We start from the raw sequence: 17,260 nt of genomic DNA, 5'->3' as shown, positions 1-17,260 counted from the left end.
TGTTACTTCACAACTTTATTGTCTAACTTCGAGGATCTATATAAGTTGAACTAGACACTTTCCTTTTCTAATTGAAAGGATTTCTACCCATCAACCGTCGAATAAGTGAAGACCACTTAATGGACGGGTGATGACGATGGAAGCAGTTAAGTTACAGGAAGTTGAGAAACGGTTAAAACAAGAAAAGAACCGTCGAATGTTCGAGCGATACCAGACAGTTCGCTTACATTTACTGGGGCATGACAAGCAGCAAATTGCCACAATCATCGGGAGGTCGGAGCGTACGGTAAGAACGTATTTACAGCAATATCACGAATCCGGTTTAGATGGATTACAGATGAATTTCTCCCCTGGTCGCCGTGAGCGAATTACTAAAGAGCAGCAAGTGAAGCTTAAGAAGACAATCATAGAATCACTTCCTCATGAGGTTGGATTTACGGCAAAATTCAACTGGACGCTTCAACTGATCGGCGAGTATATCAAACGTGAGTTTGGCGAAAGTTACTCCATCCGGGGTGTGTCCAAGTTGATGCACCGTCTTGATATGAGCTATACCAAACCAACCTATACCTTAGCGGCAGCTGACGAAGAGAAGCAAAAAGAGTTTGTCGAAACAACCTTCCCAAGGTTAAAAAAATTACGAGAATGGCGAAATTGATCATTTATTGTTTGAAGATGAAGCCATGATCCGTGATTATCAAGCTCTTCAACGCACCTGGTTTGCTAAAGGCAAACAGCGAATCATAAAAACCACAGGCAAACATCGAGGCGTAAAGCTGTTTTCTACAGTTGATTACGGCACAGGCCAAATCGTATGGCAGGAAGATGAGGAATATACAGCTGAAAAGTTTCTGGTGTTTCTGCATCGAGTCGTTGATGCTTACCCCAAAGGCAAAATAACAATGGTATTGGACAATGCTCGAGCTCACCACGCAAAATTGCTTGAACCATTTTTTAAGGAGCAGCAAGGTCGGCTTAAACTTGTTTTTCTTCCTCCGTACAGCCCAGAACTTAATATCGTCGAGGGATTATGGAAATGGTTAAAGTCGGATGTGATTAATAATGTCTTCTATCACACCGTCGTCGAAATACGAGGAAACGTACATTCCTTCATGGAACAAATCATGAAAGATCCCTTAAACATCATCGATCGTCTATGCATTAGGATGGAATCAGGGGAGCTACCGGAAAACCAATAGTTCAACTTATATAGGGATATTGTTAGAGAGGAATGTGTAATGTTGATGAATCCATAAAAAGGAAATTATACGAAGTTCGCGAATACTTAAATAAAACATTATTTTACGAAGTTGGCAAATAAGAGTTAGATGAAATTCCAGTAAAAATTAAAAAATCAAGGAGGGTTTTCTATAAAAAAATGGATATCTATTTCCATGTTAGCCGGCTTGCTTGTTGCTTCGTTCTCGGTACCCGCTTTTGCAGCTGAGAAGTTGAATGCGGGCATCAAAATCGTGATCGACGGGCAAGATGAGGCTTATGCGGACGCTCCAATGATGCAAAATCATCAAGTTTTGCTGCCATTAAGAGCCGTTGTGACGAAACTGGGATTTCAAGATGACAATGAACATATTGTCTGGAATGCGGATGAAAAAAGTGTCACGCTCAATAGAGACAATACCAAAATTTATTTCCGTGTGGGCAGTCAAGTAGCGAATGTTGGAGATAAAACGATAAGCTTGCCGTCAGCGTCGGTTTTATCCGAAAACGGAAAAACATACGTTCCTGCGGATTTTTTCAAACAAATCTTGGGCAAACAGGTAACATGGGATATTTCGACCCAATCTGTACAAATAACAACAAGCAATAAGGAAAAAGCGGTCGCGGTTTTGAAAACCTTTGATACCGGAGACCCGGCGGCCATTGAGAAATGGGTCAACCCAGACAAATACATTCAACATAACCTTGGTTTCGCCAACGGAAGAGAAGCACTGATCGGAGCAATCAAACGAATAAAAGGAGCAGGCCGCACGAGCGATATGATAAGGGTAATCGAAGATGGAGATTATGTGCTTGTTCATCACTTCAATTCCAAAAGAGCATTGTTTGACATTTTCAGATTTGAAAACGGAAAGATCGTTGAGCATTGGGACAACCTTCAGGATATAGCCGCACTCAATCCAAGCGGTCATACCATGGTTGACGGTGCGACGAAGATTACGGATCTGAACAAGACAGAGGCGAACAAAGCGCTTGTCAAAAAATTCGCAGAAGATGTTTTGATAGGCAAGAACCCCGGAGCAATGCCGAGCTACTTTGACGGTGACAACTATATCCAGCATAATCCGATGATTGGGGATGGCTTGACGAAGCAGGGTGTCATTTCCGGTTATGATAAAATCCATATGGTGATCGGTGAGGGCAACTTTGTTTTAGCTGTAAGCGAAGCGAATTTTGGCGGCAAGCCGTCTGCCATATATGATCTGTTCCGGTTGGAAAACGGTAAAATCGCGGAGCATTGGGATATTATTGACTCGATCCCGCCGAAAGATCAATGGAAAAACGCCAACGGAAAGTTTTAATGACGGTTACAAAGTAATGCTTTAGTCAGGAGCAAGGAAGGGTTCATTCATCTAATTTCCTCCATCCCAAATAAATAGGCGATCACCAAAATCCTACAATGATATATTTGGCGACAATAAAGTTTTGAAGTTCAAGAAACCAGCAAACTCAAAGGGTGGCTGGTTTTTTTGTGAAATATAAAATACAAATAAGTTTTGAAGTACTTGTTACAAGCTTGTATTTATAAACCTCACTCAACTAACGTATAATCGAGCCGACATTGCGATAAATGCTAAAGCATCCAGGTCTCACGCGTTCCCCAATAATTCTTTTGTATCGTCATATTTAGCCCGTCTACTGCTTTCACCTGCTTATAATTCACGTTATTTGTAACACCTCAGATGTTTTCGGTTTTTTTTGGCCGCAAATTAACGTGAACTTACATCATAAACGATAATAAAAAGTTAACGAAATGAAATAAAAATACCACTAGCCAAATAGCTAATGGTTTAGTCGTGGTTCTGTCAATCCTTTGAATTTTGCGAAAAAGACAAAAAAAGTCCTTGTGATAATATCACAAGAACGCTTGATTAAAGACCGAATATCGCATCAATGACCGGTTTCGTTTGTCCGCCTGGATAAAGAATATACAGGAGCACATACACCAATACACCCGTTGGTGCAGTCAGCAGCCAAATCACAGCCGCGACGCGTCCGAATCTTCGATGCTTAAAGAATCTCTGTTTGTAAGCCAGCCACAGGGTTATCAACCCTAGTACACCGCCGACCGTAGCCAAAGTGATATGGAAGAATAAGAAGAGATGGTACGGAAGCTTCAAGCTTTCCGGTCCGCCAAAAGATGTGTTGCCCTCGAACAGTGTTCTGGACACGTAAATAATAAAGAAGGCTAGCGCAAAAACAGCACCTGTTACCATCAACCTTTGATGCGTTTTGCGGTTGCCTTTAAGAATATGGTACCAGCCGAAGCCGACGAATATGGCGCTTATCACAATGAATAATGTGCTGATTGTTGGCAATAGATACATCAAAGATCCCGTCCTTATGCCCGATTCCAGTTACCTGGAGGAGTGTTCATATCTTCTTGAGGCTCGTAGCCTTGCGGATAATCATCATGTTCCTTCAGTCGTTCCCTGCGGTACCATCTGAAGAAAACATACGCAAGCACCGAACCATAAACAATTTCTTGAATAATCTTCATAAGGACTCCGCCCAACTGCTGATCGTCTAAGGGGGATAAATGGGAAAAAGGCACCGTAACATTGGTATACATTTCATAAAGTAGTGTGTCTGAAAAAATGATCAAAGCACAGGCCGGTGTAAGCATAACCCCGTTAGCGAAGATATACGCAATCTTCCTCAAATCACTAAGTCGATTGAGTTCAGGCAGCGGACAGAACACCGGGAACCACATGAGGAACGCCGTAATCAGGAGTATCAAGTGATAGCCAAGCAGCCATAAAGAGTGCTTCATTAAGCTATCCATAATAAACGGCATATGATAGATCGATAGTAAGACATTAAACATGAATATAGCAACTAAAGGCTTGGTGAAGAAAGATAACAAGGCATGCACCGACCGATTTTTAACCAAAGGCCTGAGCATCCATTCCGGCAATCCCGTCCATATAAAGATGGGCACCGTCAAATATAAAATCGTTTGCTGCAGCATGTGGATACTAAACAAATAGTGATGTCCGATATAGTTGATTGGACTGCCTTGCCCGATATAAAATAGCGTCAAACCTGTATGAAAGGCTAGCCTTTGGCGCAAACTTACCGGCTCGGCACCTTTGATTGATTCCTTATTGGCATTAGCAAGCTTACTGTAGACAAACCCAACTACTACAACCAAGAGCAAAAGCACAGGATTCCAGAGATCAAAAAATCCTGCAGCTTGATACATTGGATCCATTATTACCAGCTCCTTCCAACCATGTTTTCAAGAAAAAAAGAGGAGGCCCCTTGTACAAACAAAGCCGCCTCTTTAAGTTGTTACCACCACATCCAGTATACGGCTGCAAATACAGCTGTCAATGCTGTAAAGAATCCTGCACCCAAAAACAATAGTGGCATGAAATGTCCCCGCTCCTTGGCATGCATCCAGAACAAGAGCTGGATCAGGGCTTGGACAAGCGCCAGTGAAACAATGAAAATCAGGATAAAGGAACGATCCAGACCGCCGTAGATAACAACTGCAAAAGCCAACATCGTAAGCAGGATCGACATAATGTAAGACAGATAATGGTTCATCGGTGATTCATGTTTTTGACGCTTGCTTGGTGCGGCTGTGTCATCAGAATGAGTACTCATCTTAGTGACCTACCTTCCCCATCAAATATACTACCGTGAAGATAAATACCCAGACCAAGTCAACAAAGTGCCAGTATAACGCGGCAACGTAAAACTTGGGAGCTGTCACAACAGTAAGGCCTTTTTTCAATCCTTGCAAGATCAGCAATGTAATCCAGGTTACTCCAAAAGCAACGTGTCCACCATGAAATCCTACTAGTGTATAAAAAGACGTAGAGAATGCACTGGTGACAAATTTGTGTCCTTCTTGAGTATATTTATTGAACTCATATATCTCCAAGCCAAGGAACGATAATCCAAAAAGTACAGTAACGGCTAACCAGAATAACAACATACCGAGTTTTTGCTTGTGCATGCCTATGATCGCAAGCACGCTGGTTAAGCTGCTTGTTAACAAGATGAAGGTCGACCATCCCACGGTTTTGAGATCAAATAATTCTTGAGCGGTCGGGCCCTCAGGCACCTGGTTGCGAAGTGCAATATAGGTTGCGAATAAGCAGCCGAATAGTACCACCTCAGCGCCTAAAAACAGCCAAAAGCCAAGAACCTTGTTTTTGCCTTCGAGGGTAGCCGTTTCCGGCTGTGCAGGCAAAGCGCCATTAGCAGCGTGTGTATGGGTACTCATACCTTTACCCCCTTCTCTTCAAGCTCTTCCGGTTCAATGTGCCAACCGTGATCATCATATACGGAACGAAGGAACATGGCAATGAAGGTGATGCCGATTCCAATGCCCGATACCCAATACGTATGGTACATAAACCCGTAACCGGCTATGAATAAGCCGAGTGACATAACCAAAGGCAAGATGGACCCCGAAGGCATATGGATCGATCCAACCGGTTCGGCCGGAGTCATTTCCTTATTGCCTGCCATTTTCTCTTTCCAAAATGCATCCAACCCGCGAACCAGTGGAGTTTGCTTGAAGTTATACTCTGGAGCCGGTGAGGATATGGCCCACTCCAGCGTCCGTCCATCCCAAGGATCGGCAAGCGCATCGGCTGGTTTTCTGGCTGTTACGATAATGTTGATAAAGAATACAATCGTTCCGATTCCCATCAAGAAAGCGCCTATCGTACTGACAAAGTTGCCTTCTTCGAGTCCAAAGCCCGGCTGGTAAGTAAATACCCGTCTCGGCATACCCATAAGACCAAGGAAATGCTGAGGGAAGAACGTCAAATGGAAGCCAATGAAGAAGGTCCAGAAATGAATCTTTCCGAGTGTTTCGCTTAACATGCGGCCAAACATCTTTGGCCACCAGTAGTAAGCTCCTGCGAATAATCCAAGCACCAAGCCGCCTACGATAACATAGTGAAAGTGAGCGACTACGAAATAGGTGTCATGATATTGGAAGTCTGCCGCGGGAATGGACAGCATAACCCCGGTAGTTCCTCCCATTACGAAAGTTGGAATAAAAGCCGTTGCCCACATGTTCGCAGTGCTAAATTGGATTTGCCCTCCCCAAAGGGTGAACAACCAGTTAAAGACCTTAACGCCTGTCGGTACAGCAATCGCCATCGTTGCTATGGCAAAGATCGAGTTCGCTACAGGACCAAGGCCGGCTGTAAACATATGATGAACCCAAACCATGAATCCAAGGAAACCGATTAAGACAGTTGCAAACACCATGGAGCTGTATCCAAACAAACGTTTTCTGGAGAAGGTAGGTACGATTTCAGAAATAATACCAAAAGCTGGGAGAATCAGGATGTAAACCTCGGGATGCCCGAAAATCCAGAATAAATGCTCCCATAACACGTTATTACCGCCTCGCGGCGCATCGAAGAAGGCTCCATTGAATATACGGTCGAACATCAATTCAACCAAAGCAACCGTGATGGCCGGGAAAGCAAGAAGTATCAACCCTGAAGTGATAAGTGCAGTCCAGGTAAACATCGGCATCCGCATATAAGTCATACCCGGTGCGCGCATGTTAATAATCGTAACCAAGAAGTTAATACCGCCGATCAATGTTCCGATACCTGCGATCTGCAGGCCTAACACATAAAAGTCAGTACCTTTAAAGTTACCGGCATTATCAGCAATTGAAGATAATGGAGCATATCCGGTCCAACCGGCATCAGGCGCTCCGCCCAAAAACCAGCTGGTATTCATCAGAATACCGCCGACGAAGAATAACCAAAAGCCAAGCGCATTCACGAACGGGAAAGCAACATCCCTTGCTCCAATTTGCAAAGGAACGATCGCATTCATGAAAGCAAAGATGGCTGGCATCGCCGCGAAGAAAATCATCGTTGTTCCATGCATCGTAGTTAATTGATTAAAGGTGTCTCCGACAAAAATGTGCTGATTGGGAAAAGCAAGCTGGATTCGAATCAGAATGGCTTCGAAACCTCCGACAAGGAAGAAAAAGCCGCTTGCCAGCAGATACAGAATGCCGATTTTCTTATGGTCTACAGTTGTAATCCAATCCATTAGACCGCTGTATCCTTTAGCTGTGTGAGTATGAGCCAATGTATTTACCTCCTTTACCGTTCTTTATTTCAAGCTCTGTAGATATTGGACAAGTTGATTAATTTGAGCATCATCCAGACTGCCGCCGGCCGCTTTGCCGAAAGCGGGCATTTTATTACCAGGCTTTTGATCCTGAGGATTCTTGATCCATAAAGCAATATTTTCAGGTGTGTGGTCCAAAACACCAGCTACCTTGGAACGATCACCGAATCCGTTCAAATTAGGCCCAAGGCCTAATCCGCCAACATCAACTGCATGGCAAGCCATGCAGTTATCTTTAAACAACTGCTGTCCGGCTTGAGCTGATGCCGGCACAGTTGAAGGAGTTTTCATCTTCTGCGCCCAAGCGTCAAAATCAGCTGGTGATTTGGCGTTGACTTTAAAGTCCATCAAAGCATGGGAGGCACCGCAAAGCTCAGCACACTTTCCTTGAAAGAGTGCTACTTCATCTGCTTGCAAATAAAGTGTGTTCCTAATACCCGGGTTTGTATCTACCTTACCTGCAAGGGAAGGCACCCAGAAAGCATGGTTCACGTCTGCAGATACAAGTTCAAGCGCAATGGTTTTATTCGTAGGGATAACCAGGTCCTGAGCGGTTTGAATGCCTAGGTCCGGATATTCAAACTGCCACCAGAATTGATGTGCTGTGACTTTGATATGTACGGCATTCTGGTCTTTGGTGTGATCGGCCGAGTGCTTGAAAGTATAAGATACAGTCGGTACAGCAAGCACCAAAAGAAGCAAGATCGGAATGACAGTCCAGATGATCTCCAAGACATGATTGCCTTCCACTTGCTTAGGCAGGTCCGTTTGGCCCTTACGCGCCCTAAAACGAACTAAAACGAATAAATAAATAGCGAAAACCACTACCACAACCAAAATCATGATAGAGAGACTTAATTTCATTAAATATAGCTGTTCTTTGGCTACTGGGCCTTTGGGTTCTAGAGCAGACAGAGTTGGGTTTCCGCACGCAGTCAGCAGGAACGCCATTACCGCAAAAAGGGGTATTAGACGCCAGAACTTTTTCGATCGAATCATTGTATCAACCCCACTTTTTAAAACAATATTTTTACCACACAAAACTCGCCATTGTCAATGTACCTAATCACACTTTATTAACTATAAATTCGATAAAACTTTTTGTCAATCGCTGTAGACGAGTTCACAAATTGTTCTTATAAAGGCTTTGCATCAATGTTTTTGCGTTGATTTTATATTGTCTTATTCAATCAACATTATTCACAAAAGCTGGATTATTATCCATCGAATATATTATGAAGCGAAGTACCATCCTAGGAAAAAGAAGTCGAAACAGGAGGCTTGTCGAATGAGCTTTTCAAAACGCGTATGGTTGGTCTCTCTATTCCTGCTGCTCCTTATATCCGCTTGTAGTGATGCGGGGAAGAAATACGGGACAATGCCGGACACCCACAGCTTTGGTTCTCCGCATGAAAATGCAGTGGATACGGAACGGGCTTACCAGACTGGGCAGCTTTATGGACCCGTTACTCATAATAATAATAAGCTGGAATTCAGCCAATTTTTATCGAACCAGGTAGCTGCGCTGAATGGAGTGAATACTGCGATTGTGATGCTGACGGACCAAAATGCTTATGTAGCCATTCAAATCGACAATACTGCAATAGGCACCAAAGGCAGTGAACGGGAAACAAACCTTACAGGAGCAAATCGCGGCTTGTATAATCCTCATGCGCCTCATACGGATGCAATGGATCCTTCGAAATTGAATATCGGTGTCAACAATTATGAAACAGCTAAGCACCATGATCAACTATCCCATCGATTCAAGCAGCAAATTGCCGAAAAAATCCGTTATTTGGAGCCGCGCCTGATGGATGTGTACATTTCTGCTAACCGGGACTTCATTAATGAAATGCACGGCTATGCAAGGGAAAGTTGGAGCGGTAACTCCCTGTTACCCTACCTTACCCCCTTCAACCAATCTGTAACCAAAGTATTTGGGACTGCTCAGGTGTTGAAGGACTGACCCGGATAACTCCTGCTGCGAAGCCGACCATTGTTTTATTTTTCCTCTGCGTGCTGTAGAATGGAGGGATATTCTTTAATACGCAGGAACAGGGAGCTGGCTTATTGTTATGTCAAACGGATTTGCATCATTAGGAATTAGAGAACGGTTGGTCCAAAGCTTACAAGAATCTGGGCTGGTAGAGCCCACTCCAATACAAAAAAAGGCCATTCCCGCATTACTTTCAGGTACGGATGTAATCGGGCAGGCACAAACCGGAACCGGAAAAACATTGGCCTTCGTACTCCCGATGCTTGAGCGAATCGATGTGGAAAAAGACCATGTACAAGCATTGATCCTTACCCCGACGAGAGAGTTGGCCATCCAAATAAGCAGTGAGTTGAATAAACTCGCTCCTCTCGTCGGTGCCAAGGTATTGGCAGCATATGGCGGACAAGATGTGGAACGGCAGCTGAAAAAGCTGCAAAAAAGCATACATATAGTAGTAGGAACACCTGGAAGGCTGCTTGATCATCTGCGCCGAGGATCTGTAGAATTCTACAAGCTGAATATGCTCGTTCTGGACGAGGCGGATCAAATGCTGCATATGGGTTTTTTAAAAGAGGTCGAAGAAATTATCGTGCAAACTTCTTCGCAAAGGCAGACACTCCTGTTCTCTGCAACAATGCCGGATCAGGTAAGAAGCTTGGCCAAGAGGTTTATGAAGGAGCCTCAGGAGATTCAAATTGCGGCCAAACAGGTTACATTAGAAGAGATCGAGCAAGTGCTGGTGCAGGTGTCTGATCGGGAAAAGCAGGACGCCTTAATTCGAGCGATTGAACAATACAAGCCCTATTTGGCTATGATTTTTTGCCGGACCAAGCGCAGAGCCAGCGCATTAAATGAAGCTTTACAGGAGCTGGGCTATGCATCTGATGAGCTTCATGGCGATTTATCACAAGCGAAACGTGAACAAGTGATGAAACGGTTTCGGGATGCAAAAATCGAGTTCCTCGTAGCTACAGACATAGCGGCACGCGGATTAGATGTTGAGGGTGTTACCCATGTGTTCAACTACGATATTCCGCAGGATGCGGAGAGTTACATTCACCGAATCGGCCGTACTGGACGCGCAGGCGAAACGGGGGTCGCGGTAACTTTTGCTACTCCGAGAGATATGTACAACCTTGAGCTGATCGAAAATGGCATCCGAATGAACCTTCGACGCCAAGGCGGCTCGCCAAGACGTGATCGCAGCGATGAAGCTTATATGGATGATGCAGCGGGTCCCAGACGTAAAGGCGGCTTTGGAAGAGGAACCGAAAGCGGCCGAGGAAGCAAAGTCCCAGGCAATGGCGACCTCGGAGCTCGAAAAGGTGCAAGCAGTGAGCGTGCTGGGCGTGGCACAAGTGGTGCTGGTGCGGGCAATGAGCGCGGGGTTCGTGGGGCAAGTGCGACCGGGCGCGGGACGCGAGGAGCAAATGCGAGTGAGCGTGGAGAAAGAGCGGGCAGTCAGCGAGGTGGACGTGGCACACGTGAAGCTAGTGCAGGCGATGTGCGTGGGGCGCGGGGAGAAAGTGTGCGTGAGCGCGGGGTGCGTGGTGCAAGTACGGGAGATGCGCGTGCGGTGCGTGGGGCAAATGCGAGTGAGCGTGGAGCGCGGGGAGAAAGTGTGCGTGAGCGCGGGGCGCGGGGAGAAAGTGTGCGTGAGCGCGGGGCGCGGGCAGCGAGTGCAGGCGGTGAACGCGGGACGCGCAGGTTTGGTGCGGGCGAGCGTGAAACACGCGGGGCTGGTGCGGGTGGTGAGCGCGGGGCTAGTGCAGGCAGTGAGCGCGGGGCGCGCGGGTTTGGTACGGGCGAGCGTGGAACACGCGGGGCTAGTGCGGGTGGTGAGCGCGGGGCTAGTGCAGGCAGTGAGCGCGGGGAGCGCGGGTTTGGTGTGGGCGAGCGTGGAACACGCGGGGCAAGCACGGGCGGTGATCGCGCTCCTTTCGCAAGTGCAGGTGAGCGTTTGGCTCGCGGGAATGGCGCTGGTATGCGCGAATCGCGAAATGCAAATGCCGAAGGCAATGGCGAAAGCGGGGCTCGTGGGAAGCGGACCTCCACCCCTAACGAAGGTCGAGTTCGCGGTGGATACAGTCCCTATGCCAATGAGAATCGTGAGCGTACTGGACGCGGAGGCTATGCCAGCGCCTCCACCGAACGTGGAACTCGTAACGGAAGATCGGATTCTGGCGGTGACCGCGCTAATCCAAATGGTAAGCGTGGTGGAAGCCCACGCGGTGGAAGTCGCGGTAAACGATAATATATTCAATAAAAAATGCTGGAGGAATGAAAAACATCTTTGTAGAAACAAAAGCTCCCTCGGAAATTGCTGGAAGGATGAAAATCATCCTTCCAAAGCAAAAATTCGAGGTACTCTGAGCTGGAGGACTATCTGGAAGCATGAAAAACATCCTTCCAGCATCGGACCACTGGATGAACCCTCCTTGTAAAGATGTTTTTCATCTTTGCAGCAAACGGACATGATTAGGATTGAATTTTTTCCATGTCAGTAACATTTTGCCATCCACTCAGTTTGTTGTTAAAACAGAAATATACACATATAATGAAGTAAACCGCAAATGGGAACATAAATTGTACTGAAGGAGGCTCATCCATGTACACTTTAAAGGATAAGGAACTTATTTTTGTCTTCACTGGACCCCATGGCGCAGGACGCAAAACGGTTGCGGAAATGTCAGGCTCGACTCTGGATATGAAGCAAGTGATTTCATGCACGACCCGCCCAAAACGGCCTGCTGAAGTTGAAGGCCAGGACTATTACTTCCTTACTCCCGATCAGTTTGCCGAAGCACAAACGAGAGATGAATTTGTGGAGCTCAGTACGATCAACAATCACTTTTATGGAATTAGAAGCAATGACATTCAGCGGATGTTTTTAACCAGCGGCTCCATCTACCTGATCTTAAACCGTTTTGGGGCTGCAACCCTAAAAAAGCTGTACGGCGACAAGGTCGTGCGCATTTTCATCTATGCCAACAGGGATATACTCGAGAAAAGGCTGCGCGAAAGCGGCGATTCCGATACAGATATACAGCAGTACTTATCCCATTATGAAGAAGAAATGGCTTATCGTGATGAATGCGAGCATGCTTTTGAAAATGTGGACTTGGCGCATACGGTATTTGACTTAACGAAAACTTTGGATCGAACCCTAGGCCGAAATTTAGTGGATTTGGATTAACGAGGATAAAAGTAAAAGGCCTGGGCGTTGATGTCCGGGTCTTTTCATGCCAATCTAGGAGGTGCTTTATCTTGAATATCATCTCTATTGAACCGACACCCAGCCCTAACTCCATGAAACTGAACATGAATGAATCGCTGCCGCAGGGCGTACGAGTGACTCATACACGTGAAAATATGAGTAAAGCTCCGGAATTTATGCGTCAATTGCTCGCGATCCCAGGTGTCAAAAGCATTTATCACGCAGCGGATTTCATAGCTTTAGACCGGACACCCAAAGGCGACTGGCAGCTGATTCTTGCGGAAGCCCGCAAAGTATTCGGCGAATCGCCCTCATCTTCTGCAGACAGCACATCCCCCCAGGCCACAGCCGTAGATACGGCTTTCGGCGAGGCACTGGTGCTGGTGCAGATGTTTCGCGGCATCCCGCTCCAGGTGCGGGTTCGCGGCGGCGCCGAAGAAGCCCGCGCGGCGATGCCGGAGCGCTTCGCCGAAGCCGCAGTGCGCGCAGGTACGGCATCGCCGAACCTGATCAAGGAGCGGAAGATCGAAGAGCTCGGCGTGCGCTATGGCGAGCTGAAGGACATCGCGGGCGAAGTCGTCCAAGAGCTGGACGCTTCCTATGACGACGCCCGCCTCGAGAGCTTGGTCTCCCATGCGATGCAGGAGACCCCGGGCACGGCCGCCTCGCCTGCCGACGAGGCGGCGGCCGAACAAGACAACGGCGCCGTGCTGGAGCAGCTCCGCGACCCCGATTGGAAGAAGCGCTATGCCGCGCTTCAAAGAGTCAAGCCGTCGCTCACGACGCTTCCTCTTCTCGTCCATGCGCTGCAGGACGAGAAGTCGTCGGTCCGACGACTGGCCACCGTATACCTCGGGGATATCAAGGAGCCCGAGGTGCTGCCTTACCTGTATCGTGCCTTGCAGGACGATACCCCATCGGTACGGCGGACAGCTGGCGATACGCTGTCTGATCTTGGTGATCCCGCCGCGATTCCGGCGATGGTTAAGGCCCTTAAAGACCCGAACAAGCTGGTTCGCTGGCGTGCGGCCCGCTTTTTGTACGAGGTCGGTGATGATTCGGCTGTCACCGCTTTGCAGGAAGCTGGGGATGATCCCGAGTTTGAGGTTCGCATGCAGGTAAAGATTGCTTTGGAGCGGATTGAAGGCGGCCATGCGGCCGAAGGCTCGGTCTGGCAGCAAATGACACGAAGAAATGATTAATCTTACTTCTTCTGCCTAAACTGTTCAAAATATTGAATCCGTTCCATAATCGTCGGATGCGAGCCGCGGAACCATTGCACCAGCGGCGGCTGTGTGACGGGGCTGCTGTTAGCAATGGCGATTTTCTGAAAGGCTCGGATGGCCGCGTCGCCGTTGCCCGTCATTTTCATTTCATACATATCAGCACGATGCTCAATCAATCTCGAAAACGCGTTTTGAGCAGGTGCCGATATGAAGTTCATTCCAGTGACCAGGATCAGCAAGATGGGGAGCGCGGCCAGGTCTCGGATTCCGTGAATTCCCCAATATGACCCCCAGCGGCGAACGATGTATGCATAAGCATGATAGGCCAGCCAAAATCCCAGGAAACTTAAGCAGATTCCAAATAAAATCCCCCAATAGATGTGCTTTTCCACGTATGCCCCATCTCGTGAGCCATAACGGAGAGAATCTCATCCTTCTGAAGCTTGCCTAGAGTCGTATCCCACAGCACAATCCGGGCATTTCCACCGATCCCAGTCACATACGCATTAATTGTATTCGTTCGCTCCGACATAGGATTCGCCCTTTTCAACCTGCTGCGGAACCATAAACGAATAGGGGTCAGCCGACGTTCCCTGAATTTCCTGCGGGATGATGAACAGATTGCCTTTCAGTAAATAAATGCATATGCACAGAGCATAAAATCCAAAACAGATGAAGAGGAACGTATACGATCTTTTCATAAGGCTGTCTTTCCCTTTTTTTCTTTTATTTTACTTCCTATGAAACATCCTTTATATAACTTTTCAGACGGAAAAGCTGGATGCTTTCATTAGAATGATCATGGATCATCGTGTTGCTTTCTTTTTTTATTCAACTGGAAAAATGTGATAATATAGATATTACAGTACTCTGCCAGCTGTTTTTGGGTCTCGCTTTAATAGGTTACGGTTCACTAAAGGAGGAAAAAAGCAACATGATCATCGGAGTACCCAAGGAAATCAAGAATAATGAAAATCGCGTCGCCCTCACACCGGCCGGCGTTAATTCTTTCATTAAAGCTGGTCATCAAGTATTGATCGAAACCCATGCGGGAATGGGGAGCAGTTTTCTCAACGAGGATTATGCGGCGGCAGGCGCTCTGGTTGTCGATCAAGCCGTAGATGTGTGGTCAAGAGCAGATATGATTATGAAGGTGAAAGAGCCTCTTCCCTCCGAGTATGCCTATTTTCGAAAGGACTTAATTTTATTTACATATCTGCACCTGGCTGCAGAACCCGCATTAGCCCAAGCTTTAGTTGATTATGGCGTAACAGCCATCGCGTATGAGACGGTCGAAGTGAATGGCGCATTGCCGCTTTTACTGCCTATGAGTGAGGTAGCAGGCCGCATGTCTGCGCAGATAGGGGCCCAATTTCTGGAGAAACCGCATGGTGGAAAAGGCGTTCTGCTCAGTGGAGTTCCCGGGGTGAGACGCGGTAAGGTGACCGTGATTGGCGGGGGCGTTGTTGGCACGAATGCGGCCAAGATCGCCGCAGGTCTCGGAGCGGACGTAACCGTGATTGACCTGAACCCGGATCGTCTTCGTCAATTGGATGACATATTCGGTACAAGTATTCACACTTTAGTGTCAAATCCGTCCAATATCGCTGAAGCTGTGGCGGAATCGGATCTTGTCATCGGAGCGGTATTAATTCCGGGAGCAAAGGCGCCGAAGCTTGTAACCGAGGACATGGTGAAAGCCATGAGCCCGGGTTCCGTTATTGTGGACGTCGCGATTGATCAAGGCGGTATATTTGCAACCGTGGACCGCATCACGACCCATGATAATCCAACGTATACCAAGCACGGGGTCATTCATTACGCAGTTGCCAATATGCCAGGAGCTGTTCCAAGAACATCTACCCTTGCCTTAACGAATGTAACCGTCCCTTATGGACTGCAGATTGCAAGCAAGGGTCTCAAGCAGTCCATTCAAGATAACCGTGGTCTTAAACTCGGGGTTAATGCTGCAGGCGGCTGCATCACGCATGAAGCTGTGGCCAGAGATTTGGGCTATACCTACAAATCGGTTGAGCAAGCCATCAATTAGTCATTCTTCTACCAAGGATAACCGGCTGCGCCGTCCTAAATGACGAGCGCGTTTGTCAAGGTTGATGCGAAGCTAGTCAAGTTTATAAAAACTTATGCTTTCTGATCAACTCAAAAAAATGCAGCTGAGGGTTCCCCCTCAGACTGCATTTTTATTTGCTGCCTATGCGCGGAATTATCTTACCAAGCAAATGTACACGAAATGATGACCAACAGAATAAAGAGAACCAAAATTGCTGCAGTGCTAGTTCCGTAACCTGCTCCAGCTACTGGATATGACATATATTACCCACTCCTTTCAAACTGAGTTCTCGTTACTTTCCTATACTACGTTAGTTCAAACATCTTGATTGGACATGAGTATAGAGACACGCGCACATTTTTTTAACATGCAGACCTGTCATTTACTCGTAACCTAGCTAACTGTAGGTTCAAGAACCGTTAACGTGGGTGGATTGGTTTTGAGATTAACACTTGCTCCTATTGGAACGGCCGCCTTATAAACCCCATGCGCGGCCGACAAATTTGAAAGAAGCGGCTTGCCCAGAGGTACGATCACTTCATTGATCAAATCATCATAGGTTTTGCCATAAGTGTCCAGGCAATTCGTACATTGCCCCATGACGATACCGATGCAGTCTCTAAATTTCCCTGCCAATATCAAATGATTGATCATCCTGTATACTCTATTGACGGGCTCATGCGTTTCTTCCAGGAATAAAATTTTTCCGAGAGTATCTATTTCATACGGTGTACCTAAAGTATCGACAATGGAAGTAATATTGCCCCCGACAATGGGTCCCGTGACATTACCCGATACTCTGGCTGTCAGCGGAACCCCGGGAGGATTGACAATATTATGCGTGGTCTGAACGACAGAGGTAACTTGAAAAAATTGATTAAAATTATATGCTGGAGTGCTGCTCCTGAAATCAAACAGTAGCAAGCTCGAGAACGTGATCAAATCGGAAAATTGATACAAGGTGTTTAATAGTACTGTAATATCGCTGTAGCCGGACACAATTTTCGGGTGTGCGGCTATCACATTGTAATTCAAGTGAGGAAGAATACCTGCGACTCCAACTCCTCCTCTGGATGGCAGGATCAATTTTACTTTCGGATTATTAAACATGTCCATCAAGTCGGAAGCTCTCTGTTGATCCGTTCCGGCAAGGAAACCATCACTCGCATAAACATACTTGCCCAAAACAACTTGGAATCCCATATTTTCTAATGTCGTAATACTGGATTGAATGATAGAGGGATCCAGTGGACTCCCCAATGTAACAATTCCAACTGTATCTCCAGGCCGCAACCTAGGCGGAGCTATTGCCATATTAACACACCCCTAACCGAGTATATCTCTATATGTATGTTCTGCAGTTAGGAAACATGTTTTTTTGT

Annotated in this window: 16 protein-coding genes and 1 pseudogene; 7 read left to right on the top strand and 10 right to left on the bottom strand. The window is 46.7% G+C overall.

Annotation, left to right across the window (positions count from 1 at the left end; all coding sequences use genetic code 11):
• The first annotated feature begins 130 nt into the window (after positions 1-130).
• A protein-coding gene (locus BLV33_RS20595) for an IS630 family transposase (RefSeq protein WP_253187010.1) occupies positions 131-1,199 on the top strand; the annotation gives its coding sequence in 2 pieces (ribosomal slippage) (positions 131-640 and positions 642-1,199; 1,068 coding nt in all).
• A 195-nt stretch (positions 1,200-1,394) separates the two neighbouring features.
• Complete coding sequence (locus BLV33_RS20590; protein WP_090796084.1) at positions 1,395-2,540, top strand: stalk domain-containing protein; 1,146 nt, start codon at positions 1,395-1,397, stop codon at positions 2,538-2,540.
• A 570-nt stretch (positions 2,541-3,110) separates the two neighbouring features.
• Here BLV33_RS20590 and BLV33_RS20585 read toward each other — a convergent pair.
• From BLV33_RS20585 to coxB, 6 genes are all read right to left on the bottom strand, one after another.
• Complete coding sequence (locus BLV33_RS20585; protein WP_090796080.1) at positions 3,111-3,566, bottom strand: DUF420 domain-containing protein; 456 nt, start codon at positions 3,564-3,566, stop codon at positions 3,111-3,113.
• A gap of 14 nt (positions 3,567-3,580) precedes the next feature.
• On the bottom strand, positions 3,581-4,453 hold the full coding sequence (locus BLV33_RS20580) for a cytochrome c oxidase assembly protein (RefSeq protein WP_171909225.1): 873 nt from the start codon (positions 4,451-4,453) through the stop codon (positions 3,581-3,583).
• 80 nt (positions 4,454-4,533) lie between these two features.
• Positions 4,534-4,851, bottom strand: a complete 318-nt coding sequence (locus BLV33_RS20575; protein ID WP_090796076.1) for a cytochrome C oxidase subunit IV family protein — start codon at positions 4,849-4,851, stop codon at positions 4,534-4,536.
• Position 4,852: 1 nt separating this feature from the next.
• Complete coding sequence (locus BLV33_RS20570) at positions 4,853-5,476, bottom strand: cytochrome (ubi)quinol oxidase subunit III (protein ID WP_090796072.1); 624 nt, start codon at positions 5,474-5,476, stop codon at positions 4,853-4,855.
• A complete protein-coding gene (gene ctaD / locus BLV33_RS20565) occupies positions 5,473-7,323 on the bottom strand; it encodes a cytochrome c oxidase subunit I (protein WP_090796068.1) in 1,851 nt (616 codons plus the stop codon). The genes BLV33_RS20570 and ctaD overlap by 4 nt, the downstream gene beginning before the upstream one ends.
• 24 nt (positions 7,324-7,347) lie before the next feature.
• Positions 7,348-8,364, bottom strand: a complete 1,017-nt coding sequence (gene coxB, locus BLV33_RS20560; RefSeq protein WP_090796064.1) for a cytochrome c oxidase subunit II — start codon at positions 8,362-8,364, stop codon at positions 7,348-7,350.
• A gap of 289 nt (positions 8,365-8,653) precedes the next feature.
• Here coxB and BLV33_RS20555 point away from each other — a divergent pair, with 289 nt between their 5' ends.
• The 4 genes from BLV33_RS20555 (at position 8,654) to BLV33_RS20540 (ending at position 13,783) form a co-directional block, all read left to right on the top strand.
• Positions 8,654-9,334, top strand: a complete 681-nt coding sequence (locus tag BLV33_RS20555) for a YhcN/YlaJ family sporulation lipoprotein (protein ID WP_090796061.1) — start codon at positions 8,654-8,656, stop codon at positions 9,332-9,334.
• Between the two features lie 109 nt (positions 9,335-9,443).
• A complete protein-coding gene (locus tag BLV33_RS30870) occupies positions 9,444-11,618 on the top strand; it encodes a DEAD/DEAH box helicase (RefSeq protein WP_090796057.1) in 2,175 nt (724 codons plus the stop codon).
• 354 nt (positions 11,619-11,972) lie between these two features.
• Positions 11,973-12,560 carry a guanylate kinase gene (locus BLV33_RS20545; RefSeq protein WP_090796053.1) on the top strand — a complete coding sequence of 196 codons (588 nt, stop codon included), beginning with the start codon at positions 11,973-11,975 and terminating at the stop codon, positions 12,558-12,560.
• Positions 12,561-12,631: 71 nt separating this feature from the next.
• Positions 12,632-13,783 carry a virulence factor gene (locus BLV33_RS20540; RefSeq protein ID WP_090796049.1) on the top strand — a complete coding sequence of 384 codons (1,152 nt, stop codon included), beginning with the start codon at positions 12,632-12,634 and terminating at the stop codon, positions 13,781-13,783.
• Between the two features lie 2 nt (positions 13,784-13,785).
• On the opposite strand, the pseudogene BLV33_RS20535 reads toward BLV33_RS20540, so the two are convergent.
• Positions 13,786-14,339 (bottom strand): annotated as a pseudogene (locus BLV33_RS20535) (M48 family metalloprotease).
• Positions 14,314-14,508: a hypothetical protein gene (locus BLV33_RS20525; RefSeq protein ID WP_090796037.1), complete on the bottom strand. Its 195-nt coding sequence runs from the start codon at positions 14,506-14,508 to the stop codon at positions 14,314-14,316. Before BLV33_RS20525 ends, BLV33_RS20535 begins: the two are co-directional and overlap by 26 nt.
• Before the next feature lie 233 nt (positions 14,509-14,741).
• Between BLV33_RS20525 and ald the strand changes: the two genes are divergently transcribed.
• Entirely contained in the window at positions 14,742-15,857 is a 1,116-nt protein-coding gene (gene ald, locus BLV33_RS20520) for an alanine dehydrogenase (RefSeq protein ID WP_090796034.1), read from the top strand.
• A gap of 179 nt (positions 15,858-16,036) precedes the next feature.
• On the opposite strand, the gene BLV33_RS20515 is transcribed toward ald, so the two are convergent.
• Both BLV33_RS20515 and BLV33_RS20510 read right to left on the bottom strand, forming a co-directional pair.
• Positions 16,037-16,138, bottom strand: a complete 102-nt coding sequence (locus BLV33_RS20515) for a YjcZ family sporulation protein (protein WP_090796029.1) — start codon at positions 16,136-16,138, stop codon at positions 16,037-16,039.
• A 133-nt stretch (positions 16,139-16,271) separates the two neighbouring features.
• A complete protein-coding gene (locus tag BLV33_RS20510; protein WP_090796027.1) occupies positions 16,272-17,192 on the bottom strand; it encodes a S66 peptidase family protein in 921 nt (306 codons plus the stop codon).
• Between the last annotated feature and the right edge of the window lie 68 nt (positions 17,193-17,260).

It is taken from the genome of Paenibacillus sp. GP183, from assembly GCF_900104695.1.
Classification (GTDB): Bacteria; Bacillota; Bacilli; order Paenibacillales; family NBRC-103111; genus Paenibacillus_AI.
The sequence above is the reverse complement of the archived record's forward strand: the minus strand, read 5'-3'. Positions and strand labels throughout refer to the sequence as shown.

Excerpts from the sequence above, each read along its gene's own strand:
- BLV33_RS20575 (WP_090796076.1), bottom strand. The coding sequence starts at position 4,851 with ATGAGTACTCATTCTGATGACACAGCCGCACCAAGCAAGCGTCAAAAA.
- BLV33_RS30870 (WP_090796057.1), top strand. The coding sequence starts at position 9,444 with ATGTCAAACGGATTTGCATCATTAGGAATTAGAGAACGGTTGGTCCAA.
- ald (WP_090796034.1), top strand. The coding sequence starts at position 14,742 with ATGATCATCGGAGTACCCAAGGAAATCAAGAATAATGAAAATCGCGTC.
- BLV33_RS20570 (WP_090796072.1), bottom strand. The coding sequence starts at position 5,476 with ATGAGTACCCATACACACGCTGCTAATGGCGCTTTGCCTGCACAGCCG.
- BLV33_RS20590 (WP_090796084.1), top strand. The coding sequence starts at position 1,395 with ATGTTAGCCGGCTTGCTTGTTGCTTCGTTCTCGGTACCCGCTTTTGCA.
- coxB (WP_090796064.1), bottom strand. The coding sequence starts at position 8,364 with ATGATTCGATCGAAAAAGTTCTGGCGTCTAATACCCCTTTTTGCGGTA.
- BLV33_RS20555 (WP_090796061.1), top strand. The coding sequence starts at position 8,654 with ATGAGCTTTTCAAAACGCGTATGGTTGGTCTCTCTATTCCTGCTGCTC.
- BLV33_RS20510 (WP_090796027.1), bottom strand. The coding sequence starts at position 17,192 with ATGGCAATAGCTCCGCCTAGGTTGCGGCCTGGAGATACAGTTGGAATT.
- BLV33_RS20545 (WP_090796053.1), top strand. The coding sequence starts at position 11,973 with ATGTACACTTTAAAGGATAAGGAACTTATTTTTGTCTTCACTGGACCC.
- BLV33_RS20525 (WP_090796037.1), bottom strand. The coding sequence starts at position 14,508 with ATGAAAAGATCGTATACGTTCCTCTTCATCTGTTTTGGATTTTATGCT.
- BLV33_RS20580 (WP_171909225.1), bottom strand. The coding sequence starts at position 4,453 with ATGGATCCAATGTATCAAGCTGCAGGATTTTTTGATCTCTGGAATCCT.
- BLV33_RS20515 (WP_090796029.1), bottom strand. The coding sequence starts at position 16,138 with ATGTCATATCCAGTAGCTGGAGCAGGTTACGGAACTAGCACTGCAGCA.
- BLV33_RS20585 (WP_090796080.1), bottom strand. The coding sequence starts at position 3,566 with ATGTATCTATTGCCAACAATCAGCACATTATTCATTGTGATAAGCGCC.